This is a genomic window from Stenotrophomonas sp. GSD10 (assembly GCF_056172695.1).
Genome location: NZ_JAOCMC010000002.1, coordinates 4,379,202 through 4,397,139, shown reverse-complemented (window position 1 = coordinate 4,397,139; position 17,938 = coordinate 4,379,202). Strand labels below are relative to the sequence as shown.

12 protein-coding genes and 1 pseudogene are annotated in these 17,938 nt (G+C 58.5%); 2 read left to right on the top strand and 11 right to left on the bottom strand.

Annotated elements, in window-relative coordinates; genetic code table 11:
• Positions 1 to 90: 90 nt before the first annotated feature.
• The 4 genes and pseudogenes from N4G47_RS20370 to N4G47_RS20355 all read right to left on the bottom strand — a co-directional run bounded on the left by N4G47_RS20370 (position 91) and on the right by N4G47_RS20355 (position 3,928).
• A pseudogene (locus tag N4G47_RS20370) lies at positions 91 to 689 on the bottom strand (superoxide dismutase family protein).
• A 31-nt stretch (positions 690 to 720) separates the two neighbouring features.
• Positions 721 to 1,290, bottom strand: coding sequence for a superoxide dismutase family protein (locus N4G47_RS20365; protein WP_249842297.1), 570 nt, complete (start codon positions 1,288 to 1,290; stop codon positions 721 to 723).
• Positions 1,291 to 1,383: 93 nt separating this feature from the next.
• Entirely contained in the window at positions 1,384 to 2,832 is a 1,449-nt protein-coding gene (gene ntrC, locus N4G47_RS20360) for a nitrogen regulation protein NR(I) (protein WP_475289783.1), read from the bottom strand.
• The gene (locus N4G47_RS20355; RefSeq protein WP_475289782.1) at positions 2,825 to 3,928 is read right to left on the bottom strand and encodes a two-component system sensor histidine kinase NtrB; all 1,104 of its coding nucleotides are present in this window, start codon (positions 3,926 to 3,928) and stop codon (positions 2,825 to 2,827) included. The genes ntrC and N4G47_RS20355 overlap by 8 nt, the downstream gene beginning before the upstream one ends.
• 904 nt (positions 3,929 to 4,832) lie before the next feature.
• Here N4G47_RS20355 and N4G47_RS20350 point away from each other — a divergent pair.
• Positions 4,833 to 5,747, top strand: coding sequence for a TIR domain-containing protein (locus N4G47_RS20350; RefSeq protein ID WP_475289781.1), 915 nt, complete (start codon positions 4,833 to 4,835; stop codon positions 5,745 to 5,747).
• A gap of 80 nt (positions 5,748 to 5,827) precedes the next feature.
• Positions 5,828 to 6,517 carry a hypothetical protein gene (locus N4G47_RS20345; RefSeq protein ID WP_459040822.1) on the top strand — a complete coding sequence of 230 codons (690 nt, stop codon included), beginning with the start codon at positions 5,828 to 5,830 and terminating at the stop codon, positions 6,515 to 6,517.
• A gap of 602 nt (positions 6,518 to 7,119) precedes the next feature.
• Here the strand turns inward: N4G47_RS20345 and N4G47_RS20340 are convergent.
• The 7 genes from N4G47_RS20340 to N4G47_RS20310 all read right to left on the bottom strand — a co-directional run bounded on the left by N4G47_RS20340 (position 7,120) and on the right by N4G47_RS20310 (position 17,790).
• Positions 7,120 to 7,935 carry a hypothetical protein gene (locus N4G47_RS20340; RefSeq protein ID WP_475289780.1) on the bottom strand — a complete coding sequence of 272 codons (816 nt, stop codon included), beginning with the start codon at positions 7,933 to 7,935 and terminating at the stop codon, positions 7,120 to 7,122.
• A 1,198-nt stretch (positions 7,936 to 9,133) separates the two neighbouring features.
• Complete coding sequence (locus N4G47_RS20335) at positions 9,134 to 9,415, bottom strand: hypothetical protein (protein WP_475289779.1); 282 nt, start codon at positions 9,413 to 9,415, stop codon at positions 9,134 to 9,136.
• Positions 9,416 to 9,512: 97 nt separating this feature from the next.
• Positions 9,513 to 9,728: a hypothetical protein gene (locus N4G47_RS20330; RefSeq protein ID WP_475289778.1), complete on the bottom strand. Its 216-nt coding sequence runs from the start codon at positions 9,726 to 9,728 to the stop codon at positions 9,513 to 9,515.
• A 226-nt stretch (positions 9,729 to 9,954) separates the two neighbouring features.
• Positions 9,955 to 10,710, bottom strand: a complete 756-nt coding sequence (locus N4G47_RS20325) for a hypothetical protein (RefSeq protein WP_475289777.1) — start codon at positions 10,708 to 10,710, stop codon at positions 9,955 to 9,957.
• A 220-nt stretch (positions 10,711 to 10,930) separates the two neighbouring features.
• A complete protein-coding gene (locus N4G47_RS20320) occupies positions 10,931 to 12,685 on the bottom strand; it encodes a UvrD-helicase domain-containing protein (RefSeq protein WP_475289776.1) in 1,755 nt (584 codons plus the stop codon).
• Entirely contained in the window at positions 12,682 to 14,700 is a 2,019-nt protein-coding gene (locus N4G47_RS20315) for an ATP-dependent nuclease (protein WP_475289775.1), read from the bottom strand. Before N4G47_RS20315 ends, N4G47_RS20320 begins: the two co-directional genes overlap by 4 nt.
• Before the next feature lie 2,151 nt (positions 14,701 to 16,851).
• Positions 16,852 to 17,790: an AAA family ATPase gene (locus tag N4G47_RS20310; protein WP_475289774.1), complete on the bottom strand. Its 939-nt coding sequence runs from the start codon at positions 17,788 to 17,790 to the stop codon at positions 16,852 to 16,854.
• Between the last annotated feature and the right edge of the window lie 148 nt (positions 17,791 to 17,938).

Here is a 17,938-nt window from a genome sequence, read left to right as displayed (position 1 = left end):
TCGACTGCCGTTGATGTCGCGCCAAGGGCAGTCGAGCAAGCTCGACTCTACGAAGGGAAAACGCCGGCTTGCGCCGGCGTTTCCTGTTTCTTACGGAGCCTTCTGGATCACCGCGCAGGCCAGGCGCGCGCCGGCGTTGCCGGTCGGCTGGGTCTTGTAGTCGTCCGCATCGGCGTGGACGATCAGGCCGCGGCCGATGATGTCGAAGTCATCGCCCTTGCCGATGTTGACGTTGCTCGACACCGGGCCATCGATGGTGGCCACGCCCTTGTCGTCGGCCTTGATGTTGGGCATGTCGCCGCCGTGGTGCGGATCGGTGGCGACGTTGCCGTGATCCTGCTTGCCCGGATTGAAGTGACCGCCGGCGCTCATGCCGTCCGGCGCGCTGCAGTCGCCCTTCTCGTGGATGTGGAAGCCGTGCTCGCTGCCCGGCTTCAGGCCGCTGATCTGGCCGGTCACGTGGACCTTGCCGTCGACCACCTTGAAGGTGACGCTGCCCTTGGCTTCGTTGCCCTGGGTCGGTGCCAGCTCGGCAGTGGCCGAAGCATCGGCGGCCGGCGCTGCAGCCGGTTCGGAGGGGCAGCGGCGGCCGGGGCGGTTTCCGCCTGCGGAGCGGCGGGCTGCTGGCCGCAGGCCGCCAGGCCCAGCGCGGTGATGGCGGCAAACAGCGAAGTGTGGATCAGACGCATGGATTCTCTCCCTGGATGAAGCCTGCAGTGATCAGCGGACAACCCGGATCACGCCACAGGCAATGCGGACGCCGGCATTGCCGGCGGGCTGGCTGCGATAGTCGTCGGCGTTGGCATGCACGACCAGTGCACGTCCGGCGATATCGGTGGCGGCGCCTCCGCCAAGGGTAACGCCCTTGAGGTGGATATCGACGTTGGCGCGGCCCTGGGCATCGGCACGCAGGTTGTCCATGTCGCCCAGGTGGTGCTTGCCGGTGCCGGCGCGGCCATGCGCGGCGCCACCGGGGTTGAAGTGGTTGCCGGCGCTGCTGGCGTCCACCGCGCTGCAGTCACCGCGCTCGTGGATGTGGAAGCCGGCCTGCTGCATCGGCTGCAGACCACCGATTAGGCCGGTGATGTGCAGACCACCGGGTTCGGCCATCAGCGCCAGGCGGCCGCTGACGATGCTGGCCGACGCTGGCGACAGATTGGCCTCGGCCTGCTTGGCCGCGCTGACTACGGTCGGCGGCGGTGGGGTGGGCTCGGTCTTCTTCGGCGCGCTGCCACAGGCAGACAGCAGCACGGCGGCGGACAACGGCAGGATGGCAAAGGACAGGCGCATCAAGGACTCCTTGCAGGCAACACTAAGGACGGCATCGTCCATGAACGATCAACGGTTCGGCAAGCGGGCGCGAGGATGGCGTGCAGGGACCGTTCAATGGCCCCCGCGACGGCGCCCGGCGCCCAGCTTGCGGGTGAGGGTGTTGCGACCCAGGCCGAGGCGGGCAGCGGCTTCGGCGCGGCGGCCGTGGGTAATCTGCAGTGCGGCCTCCAGCAGCGCATGGTCGACCCGTTCGCGCACCTGCGCGTGCAGCCCTTCGGCGCCTTCGGCCAGCTGCCGGCGTGCCCATTCGGCCAGCAGCGCTTCCCACTGCCCGGGGTCGGCCGCGTGCGCGTGGCTGCGGCGGCCGCGCTTGCGGTTGAGTGCGGTATCGACATCGGCCACGCCGATGGTGTCGGCAGCGGCCAGCGCGGACATCCGCCAGCACACGTTCTCCAGCTCGCGCACGTTGCCCGGCCAGTCGTGCTCGCGCAGCGCCTGCAGGGCGGCGGCGGTGAGCCGCTTCGGTGGCGTGTCCAGCTTGCGCGCGGCCGCGGCCAGGAAGGTGCTGGCCAGCTGCGCGATGTCCTCGCGGCGTTCGCGCAGCGGTGGCAGCTGCAGGCGCACCACGTCCAGGCGGTGCAGCAGGTCGGCGCGGAATTTTCCCTGCGCGACCAGCCCTTCCAGGTCCTGGTGGGTAGCCGCGACCACGCGCACATCAACGCGGATCAGCTCGCGGCCACCGACGCGGAAGAACTCGCCCTGCGCGAGCACGCGCAGCAGGCGGGTCTGCAGCGGCAACGGCATGTCGCCGATTTCATCCAGGAACAGCGTGCCACCGTTGGCCTGTTCGAAGCGGCCGATATGGCGGCGCTGCGCACCGGTGAAGGCGCCGGCTTCGTGGCCGAACAGCTCGCTTTCCAGCAGCTCGGCGGGAATCGCCGCAGTATTGAGCGCGACGAACGGCCCGTGCGCGCGCGGTGATTCGCGATGCAGCGCATTGGCCACCAGCTCCTTGCCGGTGCCGGTCTCGCCGGTGATCAGCACCGCCAGCGGCGCCTGTGCCAGGCGACCGATGGCGCGGAACAGCGCGCGCATCGGCGGCGTATCGCCGACCAGCTGCGGCGGCTGGTCGCTGTGCGCTTCCGCAGCGGGCGTGGACGCGGCCAGTGCCGGTGCCACTGCCGGCAGCACGCGCTGCGCCAGCGCCACCGCATCGTCCAGGTCGAACGGTTTGGACAGGAATTCATGCGCACCGCCACGGAACGCACCGGCGGTGCTGGCCACATCGGTATAGGCCGACATCACCACCACCGGCAGCTGCGGCAGCGCGGCCTTGAGCTTGTCCAGCAGCACCAGGCCGTCGTCGCCGGGCATGCGCACATCGGTGAACAGCAACGCCGGTGGCGGACCTTCGTTCAGGGCCTGCAGCGCGGGCGCAGCACTGTCGAAATCAACGACCTGGTAGCCCGCCTCACGCAGCGCGGTGCACAGCACGAAGCGCACGGCACGGTCGTCGTCGACCACCCAGATGCGCTGCGCGGCGATGGAAGATTCAGACATCGCGCGGGGTCTCCTCGGCCGGTGCGGCGCCGTTGCCGATCGGCAGCAGCAGGGTGAACACGGTATGGCCCGGGCGCGAACGATAGGTCAGCGTGCCGCGATGCTCGCGCGCGACCTGCTGGGCCAGCGCCAGGCCCAGCCCGGTGCCTTCGGCACGGCCACTCACCAATGGCAGGAACAGGTGTTCGGCCAGTTCTTCGGGCACGCCGCGGCCGTCGTCGGCAATCTCCAGGCGCAGGGCCAGCGTGTGCAGCTGCTCGGCGATGCGCACGCCATGCTCTACGCGGGTACGCAGGGTGATGCTGCCGGCGCCGGCCTGGATCGCATTGCGCACCAGGTTCCACACCGCCTGGGTGAGGCGGTCGGCATCGCCATGGAATTCGGGAATGCTGGGGTCGTAGTCGCGCTGCAGGCGCACCGCCCAGCCGGCCTCGTTCTCGGCCAGGCGCAGCACGCGCTCCAGCGCGGCATGGATGTTCAGTTCGGCATGCGGCGCGGCCGGGGCCGGCGACAGCAGCTGGTCGAGCAGGCCGTTGAGGCGCTCGATTTCCGAACCGATCAGTTCGATCAGCTCGCGTTCGCTGGCGTCGCGCTGTGCGGCACGCCGGGCCAGCAGCTGCGCCGCGCCCTTCAGCCCGGCCAGCGGATTGCGCAGTTCGTGGGCCAGCCCCTTCAGCGCCGCGCTGAGGGCGCTGGGCAGCGCCTGGGTCGGGTCGAGCCCGGGGAACTCATCGACCGGGTGCGCCTCCAGCAGCCAGCCACCGTCGTCGCGGCGGCTCATCCAGCCCTCGGCGAAGCGTGGCGCCTCGCCGGGCACCGCCAGCGCCAGCCGGTTCAGGCGCAGGCTGTCGCGCTCATCGCGGGCCAGGAAATGCGCCAGCGCCTCGCCCTGCACCTCCAGCGCGGCCAACGGCTGGCCGAGCAGGCGGCGACCACTGACGCCCAGCCAGCGCCCGAAGGCCGGGTTGCAGCCGATGATGCGGCCGTCGGCCCCGGCCCAGGCCAGCGGCGTGCCGAGAGCATCGAGGGACGGCGGGGAGCGGGGTCGGACATTGCACCAATGTAGTGCAAAAGGCCATCGAGCATCTGATCGCACCGGATGCGTCGCTGTGGACGGTTTGCCAAAGCTTGTGCATTTAGAACCAACTTTGGCGAACTGGATAAGTACTAACTATGCCGAATGGCTCATTCAGCCTGGCTCTCGCTACTGGCACCCAAATCGTTAGAAATCATTGGCATAGTCATTGGGTACCTACGCTGCTGGCCTCTACGACCATCCGGCGTGCCCCTCGATCGAACTAGGCTAGAGACTCTGCGCCACGCTACGGATATGTAGACCACCGGCCAAGCCGCAACCGCTAGCCGAGATGCATGCAGCTATCCGCACGAAGTCATCGCTGGGCCTGGAGGTTGGATCCGTCGCTGCATCTGGAGATCCCACTTGGGTTCGTCCGCGATATGCGCCGGATCCTAGAGCCGGGACACCCTATGCTGCTTCAGGTCAGACCACCGCTCTCGGCCGGCTACCAGCCTGATGTATCTGCCCACGTTTTTGTCTGGGTATCGCGCTGGCTCGGTCAGCTAATCACCCAAGATACAACAGACAGGCAGCACACTCACTGGGTGTCTGCTTCCCGCCAGTAGCGGGCGCTCAACTCCCGGGTTCAGGGGTGTCCCAGCCAAAGGCGGGGAAGACCCACTGGAACCACCTGTTGGGCCTCAATTTGAGCCCTCTATTTTGGTCAGCGGTAGGCCATCTCTTCACGAACCTCAGTGTCCGCTTGAACTGAGAATGCTTTTAGCGCCTCAATGGCTTCTGGAGTGCCGATGTCGAAGAGCGCGTCGCTGAACCATTTTGCCACCACGCCGGAACCGGATCCGTTGTACTAGATCATGTAGTCTAGACTTGAATTGAGCGCTTTAACGAGATATGGGACAACCGATTCTGCAGTTGGCGCAATTAGCAGTAGCCAAGATTTAAGATTATCCAGGGGTATTGCATGTTCAATCTTTTGATCTCGTCCAGAGAGGATAGTTGGAAGTCGGGTTCTTTTGAGATGGACAAGTCTCGGGTGATAAACGGGTACACGGCGGAGGAAATCAAGCAGCGATTCAAGTCCCTCAGCCCTAAAGTGATTAAGGAGATCAAGTCCTTTCCATGCCTCTTTGTGGTTGAACGCGAATTGATCGAGTCACGAGTCGGCTGGATCACTGGCATTCGGGTCCGGGAGGCCTCCGTAGTAATCAAATTTGAGTTCGATCCGATATTTCCACCCCTCGCTCCAGGGGCCATCGAGGCGCTTCGGTCAGAGATTGATCTAGGGCGTTGGGAGCTTGGGAACACCCACTGGGCCATCAAGGATGAGCCGATCTTTGAAATCCTGGAAAGGCACGGCTTTGTAACCGCTCAACAGGTGCATGCCTCGCTTAAACTCGCAGCTCTGAGCTCACCGGATCCGGTTCCGACTCACACACCCGCGGGTGAGTTTGATACCAAGCAGGTTTTTGTGGTGCACGGGCATGATGAGATCGCAAAGCTTGAAATGGCAGAGTTCGTGCGTAGCGTGGGGCTCGAGCCGATCATCCTGCACATGCAGGCAAGTTCGGGCCGAACCATTATCGAGAAGATCGAGAGCTATTCGAATGTTGGTTTCGGTGTTGTTCTCTACACGCCCTGTGATACGGGCGCTCCAACCGGGTGCCTGACAGCGCGATACCGCGCACGTCAGAACGTCGTGTTTGAACACGGTTTTCTGATCGGAAAGTTGGGGCGTTCTCGAGTGGCCGCCATGGTGAAGGGCCCGATCGAGACTCCTAACGATATCAGTGGAGTGGTGTACATCCAGCTGGACTCTGAAGAGCGTTGGAAGGACGAGCTGACCAAGGAGATGAGGGCAGCGGGCTACCAGGTTTAAGTCTGTCGAGCCCGGTACGGTTGGCCGGCCGAATCCGTGCGGACTACGATGGGAGCACAGACCGCCAAGGAATACACCGAATGGACACCCCCATAAGGCCGCGATGGGATCTTGCCACGTTGCGTAAGCACGTTCGACAGACAACTGAGGACCCGACGGTGGCCTTGGCCTACATCAGCTCGGTCTCGAACACAGGGTTGATCTTTCAGTACCACATTGGCTTGGCTTTTGATGCCCTGAAGCGAATTCCCATTCCTGAGAATGGCTCGGAGGTATCGGCATTCGAGGCGATAATTGATCCCTCCCGTGAGCACATGCAGGATTTACTGGTAATCCGAGCGAACGTCCTTTCGTGTATCCACCTGGTGCGCAATGCATACGACCTGTTCGCACAGCTGTGCAATGCCTTGCTGCTCGCCCAACCGTTGGATGAATCAAAAGCTACCCTCTACATGGTGCGCAAGTCTCTCCCGCGGTCGCCGTTGAAGGATCTTTTGGATTCAATCGCTTCGAGCGAGTGGTTCCGATATGTCAATGACTACTCGAACACCAGCAAGCACAGGGCCCTGGTTCAACAGAGCATGTTTCTGTCGTTGGAGGACGGCGTCGGCGGGGTGAGGACAGTGGCGTTCTCGCATGATGGGAGGGAGTATCCGGCGTACGAGTTGATGGAGCTCCTGGAGGGAATTTTGGAACTTAAGAACCAGATCGTGCACTGCGGGAATGCGCTGAACGATCTGTTACTCGCCCAACCCAGCTGGCGCGGCTAGTTGATTGGACAGGTGCCTAGTAGCCCAGCGGCGACATCCTTCATGACTGGCCCGCCGGCTGGTTCCGGACAGCGCATACTTGAGAAGCGCTGCACTCCGTCCCCGCCAATGATCAAGCACACTTGCATCGCATCGGTCGGGCGTCAGCTATCAGCCAGAAGCGGACGTTGAAAAACCACCGGAACCACGGTGACTCAGCCAAGCTCGCTCGACTAAGTCGTTTGACGAGCAGAGAAGCGAAGGCTCGTCATTGGCGCAGTCGATGTCCCAATGTTGCGGGCTAGCCAACCTCCATCTTGGGTGGCAGCCAGACCTTGAGCTGCGGCTAGTCCGGATTGTCGCCGTAACAGGGTGGAGCGTTAGCTCCAGTTCGAGGAAATAGGGCTAGTCCCACCCTCGAGGGAAGGAGTTCGTGCCCTGACGCTACCAGCCGTCCGGGCGCGGTGGGCACCTCAAGTCTGTCTGGCGGCAACTATTGCGTTAGCAGCATCGATATCGGCAGTCTGTCGCATGTAACGAGCTCGTCCTTGCCCAGTGCGACACAGCTGGCTCGAAATAGGCTGCGCGGCTAAGGGATGTTGGCCTGAGTGCATCGCTATTACCTAGATCAACATGTTTGAGAACGGAAGCGAGCTCAATCGTGACCGAAGCGTGCCTTGGGCAGAATCCTTGTAGATGCGCTTAACCACTAGCGCTGCGGAGACTGCCGCCAAGCGTCGCAGCAGATTGACAGACTCAAATAGATACGTGGATTGTAGCGGGGCAACTTGCCCAAGCTGCAAATTATAGGGGTTAGTAGGATTTTCCCTAATGTATTTTCGATCAACACGGCCAGCATTATGCGCAGCAATGTTTCTCCTTGCAACGACCTCAGAGAAACTCAAAAGATCTGCGCGGCAGTTTGATGTGAAGAAGTCCCCGAAGTCCAACTTGACCTTAGGCTTCGTAAAGAGATCGGCAGGGTTTCCGTAGAAGATGCCGCGAACCTTCTCCTCAGTTACTTTTTCAATAACTTCTTCCCTAGTGTTACTATTGATAACCATTTCTAGAATTTTTAAATCCTCCTTCTCTGTCGAGGGGTTGGAACTGGTTAGTCTCGCCGGGAAATCGAGGTACACGATTTCAACAAGTCCTGACATAAACTCTTCGAAAAGCGCAACGCCCTCAAGCAGCGTCCTGCGCGGGTAAGCTTTCAGTAGGATGTGTTGAATTGCACCTGCCGTGTCTTTTGGCGTTCGCACTTTGGCCGCGCCGGACAAGTCCTTAAGGGCGAACGATGGCGCGGCGCCAGAATATAAATCGCGACGCAGCAGTGGAAGATAGTGTTCAATTAGGGCATATGATTCCCACAAATCGCGAAGATCTTTGTCGAACCTTTTGAACGACCTGTGGATGTTATGGATGCTGTAAGGATTCATTGAAAAACCTTGAGCTAGCGTTTGAGTTGCACCGCGAGGCGAAGCAGTTCTGGATTAAAATAATTGCTACGGGGCAAGTTGCCCCCGCCAACTAATGGGCTTTGCCCGGATGGCGGCTGAGTGCTCCGGTCTATACCAGCGAGCCATGGGCAGTAGAACCACTGAGTTTATGAATAGTTGCCGCGGGTTGCCATTGAAGCGAGCACAGTTCGGAGTGTTGGCCTTTAGATTGCTGGAAATGTCTTTGATCATTTGAGTTGTGAAAGACACCCCGAGAACTCTGTGAGCGAACTCATTCCGGATCCGGCGGATAGTATTGATCTCACGGAACTCTAATTCAGTGATCAGACCCAAACAGAAACAAATTTTCTGTCCTTGCGCTCAGGCTCGCTAACGGTGCATTACCCGAGGCGACCAAGTCCTCCGCGATCTTGGGCTCGGCCAAGTGGGAACAAAGCAACCTTTCAAGACGCGTATCAATCAATGATGCACCAACAAGAGCTGCCCCTCGATCCGTCTCATGTTGGAACTCATTGAGGAATTCCGAAAAGTACTTTATGTCTTCAGGCCACACACTCCCGCCCCCAAAAAATCTACTAGTAGCTGAAGCTTTGCATCCAGCTCAATGGATCAGTCGAAGCCCACCGTCCAGCAGGCTATCCCCCTGATGCAACTCGATGTTAGGGCGGCTGAGTCCGTCTAGCAAGCTAGCGTGCGCCCGGAACCAACGCTAGGCTCGGCGCCCCCTGGAAGTGGAAATGCAGAATGACCCCCTTGGGTTGCAGCGCATCGCAGAGCCACTGCAAGGGCTCTTCATCTGCGATCTCAGCTTTCGGCCAGAAGCAGGCTTAAACGGCTCCTCAGTCAGGCCGCGCCCCCCAGCGGCGCAGGCTTGAACGAACGGTCAGCGGGTGGGCACGCGACGAATGCTTCCGGTCCGGATCAGGTACTCCCGACCCACAAGGACGAGATGGTAGTAGTGCGTCTCGTCCTGTGCGCCTTGCTGGAAATAGACCAAGCAGAATTCAGCGGCGTGGTTTGCACTTGCTTGTGCGTCACGCCAAGTCTGTCCGGTCCAATCCAGCACTGACCCGTCATTGAGAGTCAACCATGTATGAGCCCGGATTTTCCGTTCGGGATCGGGATCTGTCATTTCCGCCAAAAGCTCATCCAAAGATGCTGAACAATATTCCCATCCCTATCCATGCATGCTGCCGATCGTCACGTGAGACTCCACGCCGCGAGGGTACAGATGAGCTTGCAGCTGATCATGGACATGGATGCAGTTGCCATTGAGCGATCGCGAACTGTCGAGTCCAAGCGAGTAAGGGCATTCCAAAAACTCCCGCAGGATGGGATAAATCAAGCTTCCTTGAATGCCATCTGAGTTAAAAGAGGGCGCATTGTTCTCGCTTAGCAGGCCGAAAGACGTTGAAGCTGAGACTACCTTTCTCACCAGGTTCTTGTAGTCGTCTTTCATATGCTGATTCCGGCGCAAAACAGGAGGAGGCGTTCGAAACGCCCACTCTGCAGTTCCGGCAGAATCTGAGTCCAGATCACGGGCAGGAGAGTACCGATCAAAAGTGTCCTGTATATCGCTCGAGCAAAGGATCACTTTCCGGCAACGCAGCGAGATACGCTTCAAGAGCACCAACAGACTGCGAGTAATGAATCGCCATATCGTTCATCTCAAGCGCATGAAATGATCCTGTATTCCAGGTCTTGCGCTTTCCACGCTGGTGAGTTTCCGGCCCAGCTTCGCCTCCATTGCCGATTGCGTTGACGCAGACCAAGGCCGACTCCGTTCTGACGCAGTGGTCACTACGAAGCCCCAGCTATCCGACTTGGGCAAATCACCATGCTCCTGATACCACTCCTGAGCAAGCGGCAAGCTCTGGAGGGCAGATTCAAACTGACTTGGGTGGCTGGTGCATCGGTAATGTCCGCTTTCGGCCAAAAGCGGACGGCCGTCAGGTGTGAGTGATACGGCGCAGGAGAAGCACCTCGATAGTGCCGCCGCTAGCCTTCTACTTCTGACTCGCACACTTCCTTGGTCGCCTCAACGTACACATCAGCGACTTTCCCGAGAAGGGAGAGCTTGGATGATCCATACAATGCTTTGACCGGATCCAACTTCGCTTTCACCGCAGGAACCCACCAGCGTGTTTCATACGTTAGCCGTCCCATCACCCACAAAATCCGCACTCGAAATCTCTGTACAGGGTCTAGTGCTTGGTGAAAATCCTTTGGAAGCCGAACGCCATCTGCCAAGGTTTCTTCGATCGGCCGCTGTCTCTCATGGATCAGCGCATCCAGCCTTTCTTTCAGGACTGCGACATCCCACCTGTGTGAGATATCGTTGCGAAGCTTCCTAAGGTGATTTAGCTCCTCGAGAACGTCCTCACTAAGCCAAGAGAACGCGTACGCGACCTGAATCCGTTGAGCTAACCCCGAGAGAGGGCCAAGACCAGAGAGCATCTCACCACGTCCACCTGGAACGGACAGTGGTATCTCCCTTTGATACATGGCCTTCAACAGATCGTCCCCGTACGCGCATGCAATCACCGGAACAAACCGCTCTTGTTCTGACACTATCAGCTTACATAACGCCGTAAAGTCCACGAGCGGGAATTCAACCTGATCAGCCTCCTCGGCGAACTTTTGCGATCGATGTTGTTCGAAGGCTTTGCTGTAGTTCCTAAAGACCTGCAGACCAGCCTTCTCTGCCTCGAGCATTCGGAGCTTCTCGATATCAGGATCTAGGAAGTGAGGCATTAGTGCTGAGTCCAGAATTCGTTGGGCGGCGCGACGTAGGGTCCGGATAGCTTGACTGTCAGATGTGCTACCCGACTCTATCGGCTAACTGAACTCATCTCAGCACCGTTTGATTCACCGATCAAGTATCGGCCTTCGGCCAGGTGCGGACATTGGGAGCGCAACCCTTTTGGGACTTCTTCCGTTGACTCTACAGCTGAACTCTTAGCAGGAGCTATGGTCAGTCCTCTTGTGGTGCGGGAGCTGGTTCGGTCGCCCCGTTGAACCAGTTGTTGAGCGTTGCCAGTGACACGTCGGAAAGCTCCTGGGTGAAGAGCAGCGCCAAGCGCGTTGTCGGACGGGAACAGCACACATAGAACAGGTTGCGGCTTCTCTCGAATGCATCCTGCTTGCCGGCCGGGACTCCTTCGGTCGACCATTGCAAGAACTGGTCAAAGTTGTATTTATTCCAGCCGCGTCCGAGAACGACCAGGACATTCTCAAACTCGTCGCCCTTCACGCTGTGCTTGGTAGCAAACGGAGTATGACCGTCGATAAACCTGTCCAAAGCGATGACTTCCTTGTAGGGAACGTCCCGCAACTGCCGGGTCTGCTGGATCCGGCGTGGCGGCTCCTCCCCTTCCTCGCCATGCCATTCATCGGCCTCGCCAAGCACCCCGAGCACGGCGTCCGGCAGCGGTGGATGCGCATGCTCGATCATGTAGTCCAGCACTTGGCCAATGGTTCCCTCGAGCCGGATCTTGGCGAGGCCCTCCATCGAGGAGGACCACGCGACCTTGTCCGCATGCGAAGAAACCGCAGACGTTGAGCCGCCCAGCAATGAGAACATATCCCCGAAGCGCTTATGATGGAATGCCGCGCATGCGGGCTCGAGCGCGTCGCAAAAGAACGCTATGAGCGGATCCTCCTTCTTTATGAACTGGTCCGTGTAGGAAAAAGTCTTGGCGATCGAATCGTAGCCCTGCTCCGAAGCGAGAACGTTGTGAGTGAGCATGAGAACCTTGGTTCGCTGAGGAGCTAGGTTCCAGCCGTCCGATTCCAGCTTCTTGATTAGCGTCGCTAAATAGGCATGGGCTGCCTCGGCAGGGAGATCGCCTTTCCAGTGTCCGCCCCCTGCGCCGGATCGGCGTGCGCCTTGCCAGGCGTTGGTATGAAATGCGATCGCCGAGCCAACGAAACCCTCGTCCTTCACGGCTTGTGGGAGCTCTGGCCTCATCTTGTTCAGAACGTCGACTATCTTAGTCGATGAGCGGAAGTTCGACTTCTTACCGATTTCCGTCAGCGCTCCATGGGCGACGTGGCCGCATGTCTTGTCAAAGATGGTTTGCCAGTGGTCGCCGAACAAACCGGTCATCGGGCCGGCCGCACGTCCTAACAAATGCTCGCTAATGCTAGTCATCACCGCTATGTCCGTATCCTGGTATTCGTCTATCAATACGAAGGGATACTGCTGCGCAAGAAGTGTCTGGAACTTCACGTTCGGGAGCAGAGAGACCATTAGCGCCAGAACGTCGTCGTGGTGCAGGGTGACGGTCTCTGCGGTGACACGGCGGTAGCCGAGCTCGTACTCGACAATCCGGCTACCGATTCCGTCGGCCTCGGCCAACTTCTCTTCCCACTCTGGCATCGCCGCGACCAGTGACCTGAGCGCGTGCTGGAACCTCCTCATCAACGACCAGCAGAACGCATGAATGGTGCCGACGAAGACCAGCGGGTTGCTGTCGATGCGGCTGTTGATAACAGCCGTGGCCGCATTGGTATAGGTGATGCAAGCAATGCGCTGGTGGTTCCTTCGCAGCTTGAGGCCCTCGTATTCGATGAGATGCTTGAGCGCTTCTACCAGCGAATAAGTCTTGCCTGCGCCGGCGCCTGCTTCGAGCAGGAAGTTCCGTTGGTCCTGCAAGCACTGTGCGACAGCCGCCTCCGCTTCCTGCGCGGCGATTAGTGCGGGGCTGGCCTCGGGTATGGCATTCATGCAACCACTTCCGCATCGTTGGGTGGCGCGGGCACAGGCGGCGGCTCCCCTTCAGCGAGCCATGTCAACCCGCTCCGGATGTAGCGTGGGATGTTCCAGTCGCCGTCAGATAGGGCAAGCTCGAGTGCGAACCTGGATTTTTTCACCTCTTTCGCTTCTTCCCAAGCCTGGGTTTCCCTCTCCTCCGCGCCGGGCCCCGGCAATGGGAAGATCTCAGGGTTTGCCAGCATGAACGCGTCCTCGAAGCTGCGACCACAAGGACCGGTCTCGGCTTCAGGACACTGATACGCGAGCCGCAACAGACCTTTGGTCCTGGCTGCTTCATCGGCCGCCAACAGTTCCGTCGGGGTGATGCCACTGTTTTCGTACCAGGACTTCAGGCAGGCATTGCTGGTCTTGTCCCCTTGCGACACCTGGCAGGCCACAAGCTTGCCGGCGCCATTGGCCTTCACGCTATCGAGGTCAGTGATGACCAAGGTCCGGAGTTCAAGGAAATTGACGAGGTCGAAGAAGATGTGTGCGTAGGCGCCGCCGACCTCGACGACGGAGAGATATTGGCTACCGAGCTTCTTTCCCTCCGCTAGATCCTTGTCCAACATCCTGATGATTCTTGGAAGCAGCAGTCTCTCCGTTGTGCCCTCGATCAGGACCGCCTTGTCCGCGAAGAACAGATCGCATCGGGTGAGGGTCATGTACTGATGAAGGAAGCTGCGATCTGGTTCAGGTTTTTCGGCCAGCCCCTTCCTGAGATCCTTAACCTTGGTGCTGATGGTGCCATTCTTGTCCGCCGAGGCTAGGAAATACCGGATCGTCTCGAAGTGTGCTTCATTGGCGACATGGGAGGAGTGCGTCGAAACGACGAATTGCACGGGCCACGATTCGCCGGTTTCCTGGTTGAACGCCGATGCGATGTCCGCGATCTTTCGGATGAAGACTTCCTGCATCTGCGGATGCAGGTGGACTTCAGGCTCCTCTATGAAAACCAGATGCACCGAGGGTCTGGGTTCCATCGCAAGAAAGAGCTTAAAGAACTCCCGGAGCTGCAGGAGAATCAGGATGATATTTCGTGTTCCCAAACCGTTGTAGGCTTCGGGAAGATGGATGCCATTGGATCCGGTATACCGGACCTTCGTGTGGTTGGTTAGAAGCTTGGCAACGTCGAGAGTAGTTTCGGTCAGGAGCTTGGGGGCGTTGAGGCCCGGATAGCCAAATAGCGACAAAGCCGGAAGCAATTGGTCGAGCTTCTCGTTGAAGTCGTCGCCGATCTTGTCCTGAATGGACTTGACCGCGATCTCGAGCTCCTGGGCGATGGCGTGGCTGTTCGCGTCGTCGGTGTTGCTCTTGGCTGTCGAGAACAGGTTCTCCAGTACCTTGCCGATAACCACGCGCTCTTTCTGACTCGCGTCATCTAGTCCCCGCTGTGCGCTGATGAAGCCACCGACGCACAGCTTCCTCAGCGTCGACCTTTCAATGTCTTTCTCGTTAGATTCATCATTCGGATCGACGGCAACAAAGGTAGTCTCGTAAAATGAAGGAATTCGCTCACGGAGGAGGCGGAAAAATTCCGGTCTCGCATCTTCGTCCGTCTCCGCAAAGTCGCCGAACAGTTCGGGCAGCTTCCCATCCTTGGGCGCGTATCGGACAATGGCCAAGGCTTCCGTGCATTCCGGGTCAAGGTCGACGACCAGCTCGCTGAGCAGACCGAGATGCTCATCCTCCTCGTACGAAAAGCGAAGTCGGACTTCTATCGCAGGCAAGATCTTCCTTATCTCGGCCTCGTCCTCGCCATTGGATTTTCGGAGATGGGAATGCCAGAACTGGTCGTAGCAACAGAACGAAAAGTCCTCTAGAGAAAAAGAGGGAGACGCATCGGACAGAAGGCGCTTCATCACCTCAGTCAGCGATGTCTTGCCGCTGTTATTGCGTCCGACGATGACGGTGGTTCGGCTTTCGAGAAGTAACCGGACGTCGTAAAGCAGTCTGAAATTCTTGGCTTCGATTTGCTTGAGGTACATGTCCGATTCCCCCTGAACCTTGCAATGAGACGCGGGTTAAATCTAGTGTTTTGGCATCTGGAGAATCTTCAGTCCTAATACCATGACGTCCTCCTTGGGTCTCATTACGCCCCGCCGTCCTCGATCTTAGGGTGGCTGGGTCGGACTAACAAGCCGAGGTATACAACGAACCGTATAGTGCGGAGTGTACGCTCAGGGGGATATCGACTTTGGATCGGATCCAGTCACCTCCCGCACGCCAAGTATCCCTCTTGCCGCTGATGTCTTCTTCCGGCCAGAAGCTGCATTGGACCGGGCCAGTGCAGCCTGTAGATTTTCGGACCGCTGCAGGTCCCAGCAGACTCGGTCGCTTCACAGCCTCCAAGAGACCCCGGCTTCGGACCGGTCCAGCCTACTAGCGTCGCGGGAAGCAAGTGGCGGTGGGACAAAACGTCACCGGATCCGAGGAATTGGAGCCCTCATAGCAAACCTTAGTTGTGTGAATTCTCGCTAGAATCAGCTTGAGCACCGGGAGCGACAATGGTCAGTAGAACCCAGCTTCGCCAAGCGTTCATAGAGGCTCAGGCTTCCCTACGCTTGGAGGGCATGCCCATAGTAGACCGAGATGACGACCTCTATGCCGCGGCTATTGGTGGCTCGCTCCGTGGGCCATTGCGAGATCTGGTCTTAAAGCGTATTCGCGCGGAGCTGAGACTGGCTCAAGAGAAGAATGAGATTATCTAGTGAAGCACACTATGCTAGGCGGGGCTCTTGGCTCACTTCGGCAAGCCTATGCAAAGGACCGAGATGTCTTGACAGGGCTGGCGAGTGCTAGGCAACTCCATAAGCTCGCCGGCTTCCATACGGTTTCTTTCGCAAGCGGTTCTCACTTAACGCCTTCAGCACATTTCGTGCTCCAAGCAGCACTGAGAATCCCGCTTCCAAGGATACGTTGCATCGTTGGGCTATTTGCTTAGCAGCATGCTGAAGTCTGCTGATGGATCCCATCTTCTCTGCATCTCCTTCAGCCATCTGTAGCGCAAGGTCCATTGCCCTGTTCAAGTGAACTCTCTGACTGTACGGCCCTTGCTCTTCATATCTCGATTTGTACTCCTCGTACACGTCTAGGTGCATCTCTCTTAGCAACTGCCTATTGAGCCTGAAGCGTCTAAGTACAACTTTCATCTGCGGTACATAGTGGTCTTTCTCGGATGCTTTTAGAACATCTGAAAAGCATTTGGCACATCGCTCGAGCCGCGCCGCATGCCTCCCAACAGGTAGCTTTAACGTTGCATAGCTAAACCAAAGATCCAACAGCGGCTCGGAAGCCGCCGCATCCGGGCTTAGCAAGATGTCGCGTGCTGAGATGGACTGGAGAGCGCAGAGATTGACAATGGCACGAATGGTCGTCCTCCCCTGGTCAAGTTCTTGGTGGCGCGGTAGAACTCCGCCTTTAGAGCGTTAGGATATGCCCGCCTCATCGGATGTCCGTCAACGAGCAGTTTCACAAATCGAACATAGTTTTCGAAGGGAATCTGGGGTTGTGAGGGCGTCGCGCAAAGTTCGATTATGGAAGAAAGCTGCTGCTGACCCCATGCCTCGTCGCCAGTAATCGCTGCGGCGGCACCATCACCGGAAAGCGATTGCCTGCATTTGTGGCATCTTCTACGCCGCTGGTAATCTGTTGAGCTCGGCTGGTCCGCACCACACCTTGAACAGGTGGTTTCAAGCTTGCATTTATGCAGGTCACACTCAGCTTGGATGTCGACGATCCACGATAGCGGCTCGTATGAGAGATCATCGTCCCAATCGCGGTAGCACACTGGACACCAGCGCCGGCGCGTTGTATCTCGGCCTCCTCCGTAGGTTGCCAGTACGTCCTCCAAAACCCAGAATGTGCCGCACTGCAGGTCGTCTTGGGCGGTCAGCATCTTGAGCGTGCTGATACGGCGACTAAAGTCACGGCTGGGACCGCAGTACTTGCCCGAGCCCATGACTTGTCCTCTACGCCCACCATCAATAGCTGGACCGACGATCGACATCATGTTGGCCATGGTCACGCCGACTGTCCACGCTTGCCGTAGAACGTAGTGCTCCAAGGATTCAACTCGCGACGTTCCCACACCCTTCAATTGAAGTGGAGGCAAGGACGACCAGGTAAATCGCTGAATACTAGACTTCACGGCACACCTCCCCATAAGAGGAGGCCCAACTAGACTTGAGCTGTTTCGCTCTGGCTGTGACGCTTCCAGCCTCCATTGCATCCTCGAATTCCTCGATATCTCGCCAAAGGTTGGCAAGATCGTTGTCTGAATAGTAGGAGGCCTCTATGTGACGTTTAAGGATCCGCTCGCTTCCTTCCTGCTTGGCCGCATCCGCAGCTCGCGACAGAAGTTGAGCCACCTCTCCATAGACACCTCCCGTCGCGACCAGTAGATCCGCCGCCATTCGAATCAATAGGTCCTGTTTAGAGAAATTGTGCCTTTCGCTTAGCGACATAAGGAGGCGCAAGAATGGAGCCCGGTCCTCCTTTCTTCTAACGCTATATGGCGGAACCCATATAGACGTCACACTTCGGCGAAGCTGGGATCCGATCGACCAGAGTTGAACTGCCCTGTGGATTCCGCTCATTATCAGCATCGACCCGGCGGACTCTGCTAACGTCATCAAGTGCAATGCATGGTCTGCAGGTGACTTGTCTTTGTGATTCACCAGAAGCGCTGATATTTGATCGATAGCGACATACTTGCAGTCACGCGAAATCATGGACCGCCTTACAGACGACCAACACTCCGCTTCGGTGAGCCTGAGTTGATACCGTCCAAGCTGAAGGTCTCTGTCGCGCACTTCGGCTTGAATGTCCGAAAGGGGAATTGACCGAGGTGATCTGCCCTCCAGCGCCCAAGTCAGAGTCGGCGCGTTAAGCTCTTGCAACAACTCGCGGGCGAGATATCGCGAACTGAAGTATGCTCCAACTGGCAAGCACGCAAACGTCTCGATGGCAGGAACTTTTCCCTTTTCCCACAGGTTTGGATTCCCAAACATCTCACGCATAACGCTCCGACGCATCGTGGTCTTCCCTACACCGGACGGACCGATGACGTAGACCATATGCCCCGGTCTGTGATTGTCTAGGACTGCCCTCAGTCGATCTCGCGGCCCTCTGTATGCTGAGTGCTGGAGAAGTTCCATCAGATATCCTCCGCTTTGTCGAGCGCTTCTACACCTTCCTGCGGAGGACCTATATTTCGGCCCTCGT

Coding starts and splice junctions, on each gene's coding strand:
- N4G47_RS20315 (WP_475289775.1), bottom strand. CDS start 14,700: ATGTACCTCAAGCAAATCGAAGCCAAGAATTTCAGACTGCTTTACGAC.
- N4G47_RS20320 (WP_475289776.1), bottom strand. CDS start 12,685: ATGAATGCCATACCCGAGGCCAGCCCCGCACTAATCGCCGCGCAGGAA.
- N4G47_RS20335 (WP_475289779.1), bottom strand. CDS start 9,415: ATGAAAGACGACTACAAGAACCTGGTGAGAAAGGTAGTCTCAGCTTCA.
- N4G47_RS20345 (WP_459040822.1), top strand. CDS start 5,828: ATGGACACCCCCATAAGGCCGCGATGGGATCTTGCCACGTTGCGTAAG.
- N4G47_RS20350 (WP_475289781.1), top strand. CDS start 4,833: ATGTTCAATCTTTTGATCTCGTCCAGAGAGGATAGTTGGAAGTCGGGT.
- N4G47_RS20340 (WP_475289780.1), bottom strand. CDS start 7,935: ATGAATCCTTACAGCATCCATAACATCCACAGGTCGTTCAAAAGGTTC.
- ntrC (WP_475289783.1), bottom strand. CDS start 2,832: ATGTCTGAATCTTCCATCGCCGCGCAGCGCATCTGGGTGGTCGACGAC.
- N4G47_RS20325 (WP_475289777.1), bottom strand. CDS start 10,710: ATGCCTCACTTCCTAGATCCTGATATCGAGAAGCTCCGAATGCTCGAG.
- N4G47_RS20310 (WP_475289774.1), bottom strand. CDS start 17,790: ATGGTCTACGTCATCGGTCCGTCCGGTGTAGGGAAGACCACGATGCGT.
- N4G47_RS20365 (WP_249842297.1), bottom strand. CDS start 1,290: ATGCGCCTGTCCTTTGCCATCCTGCCGTTGTCCGCCGCCGTGCTGCTG.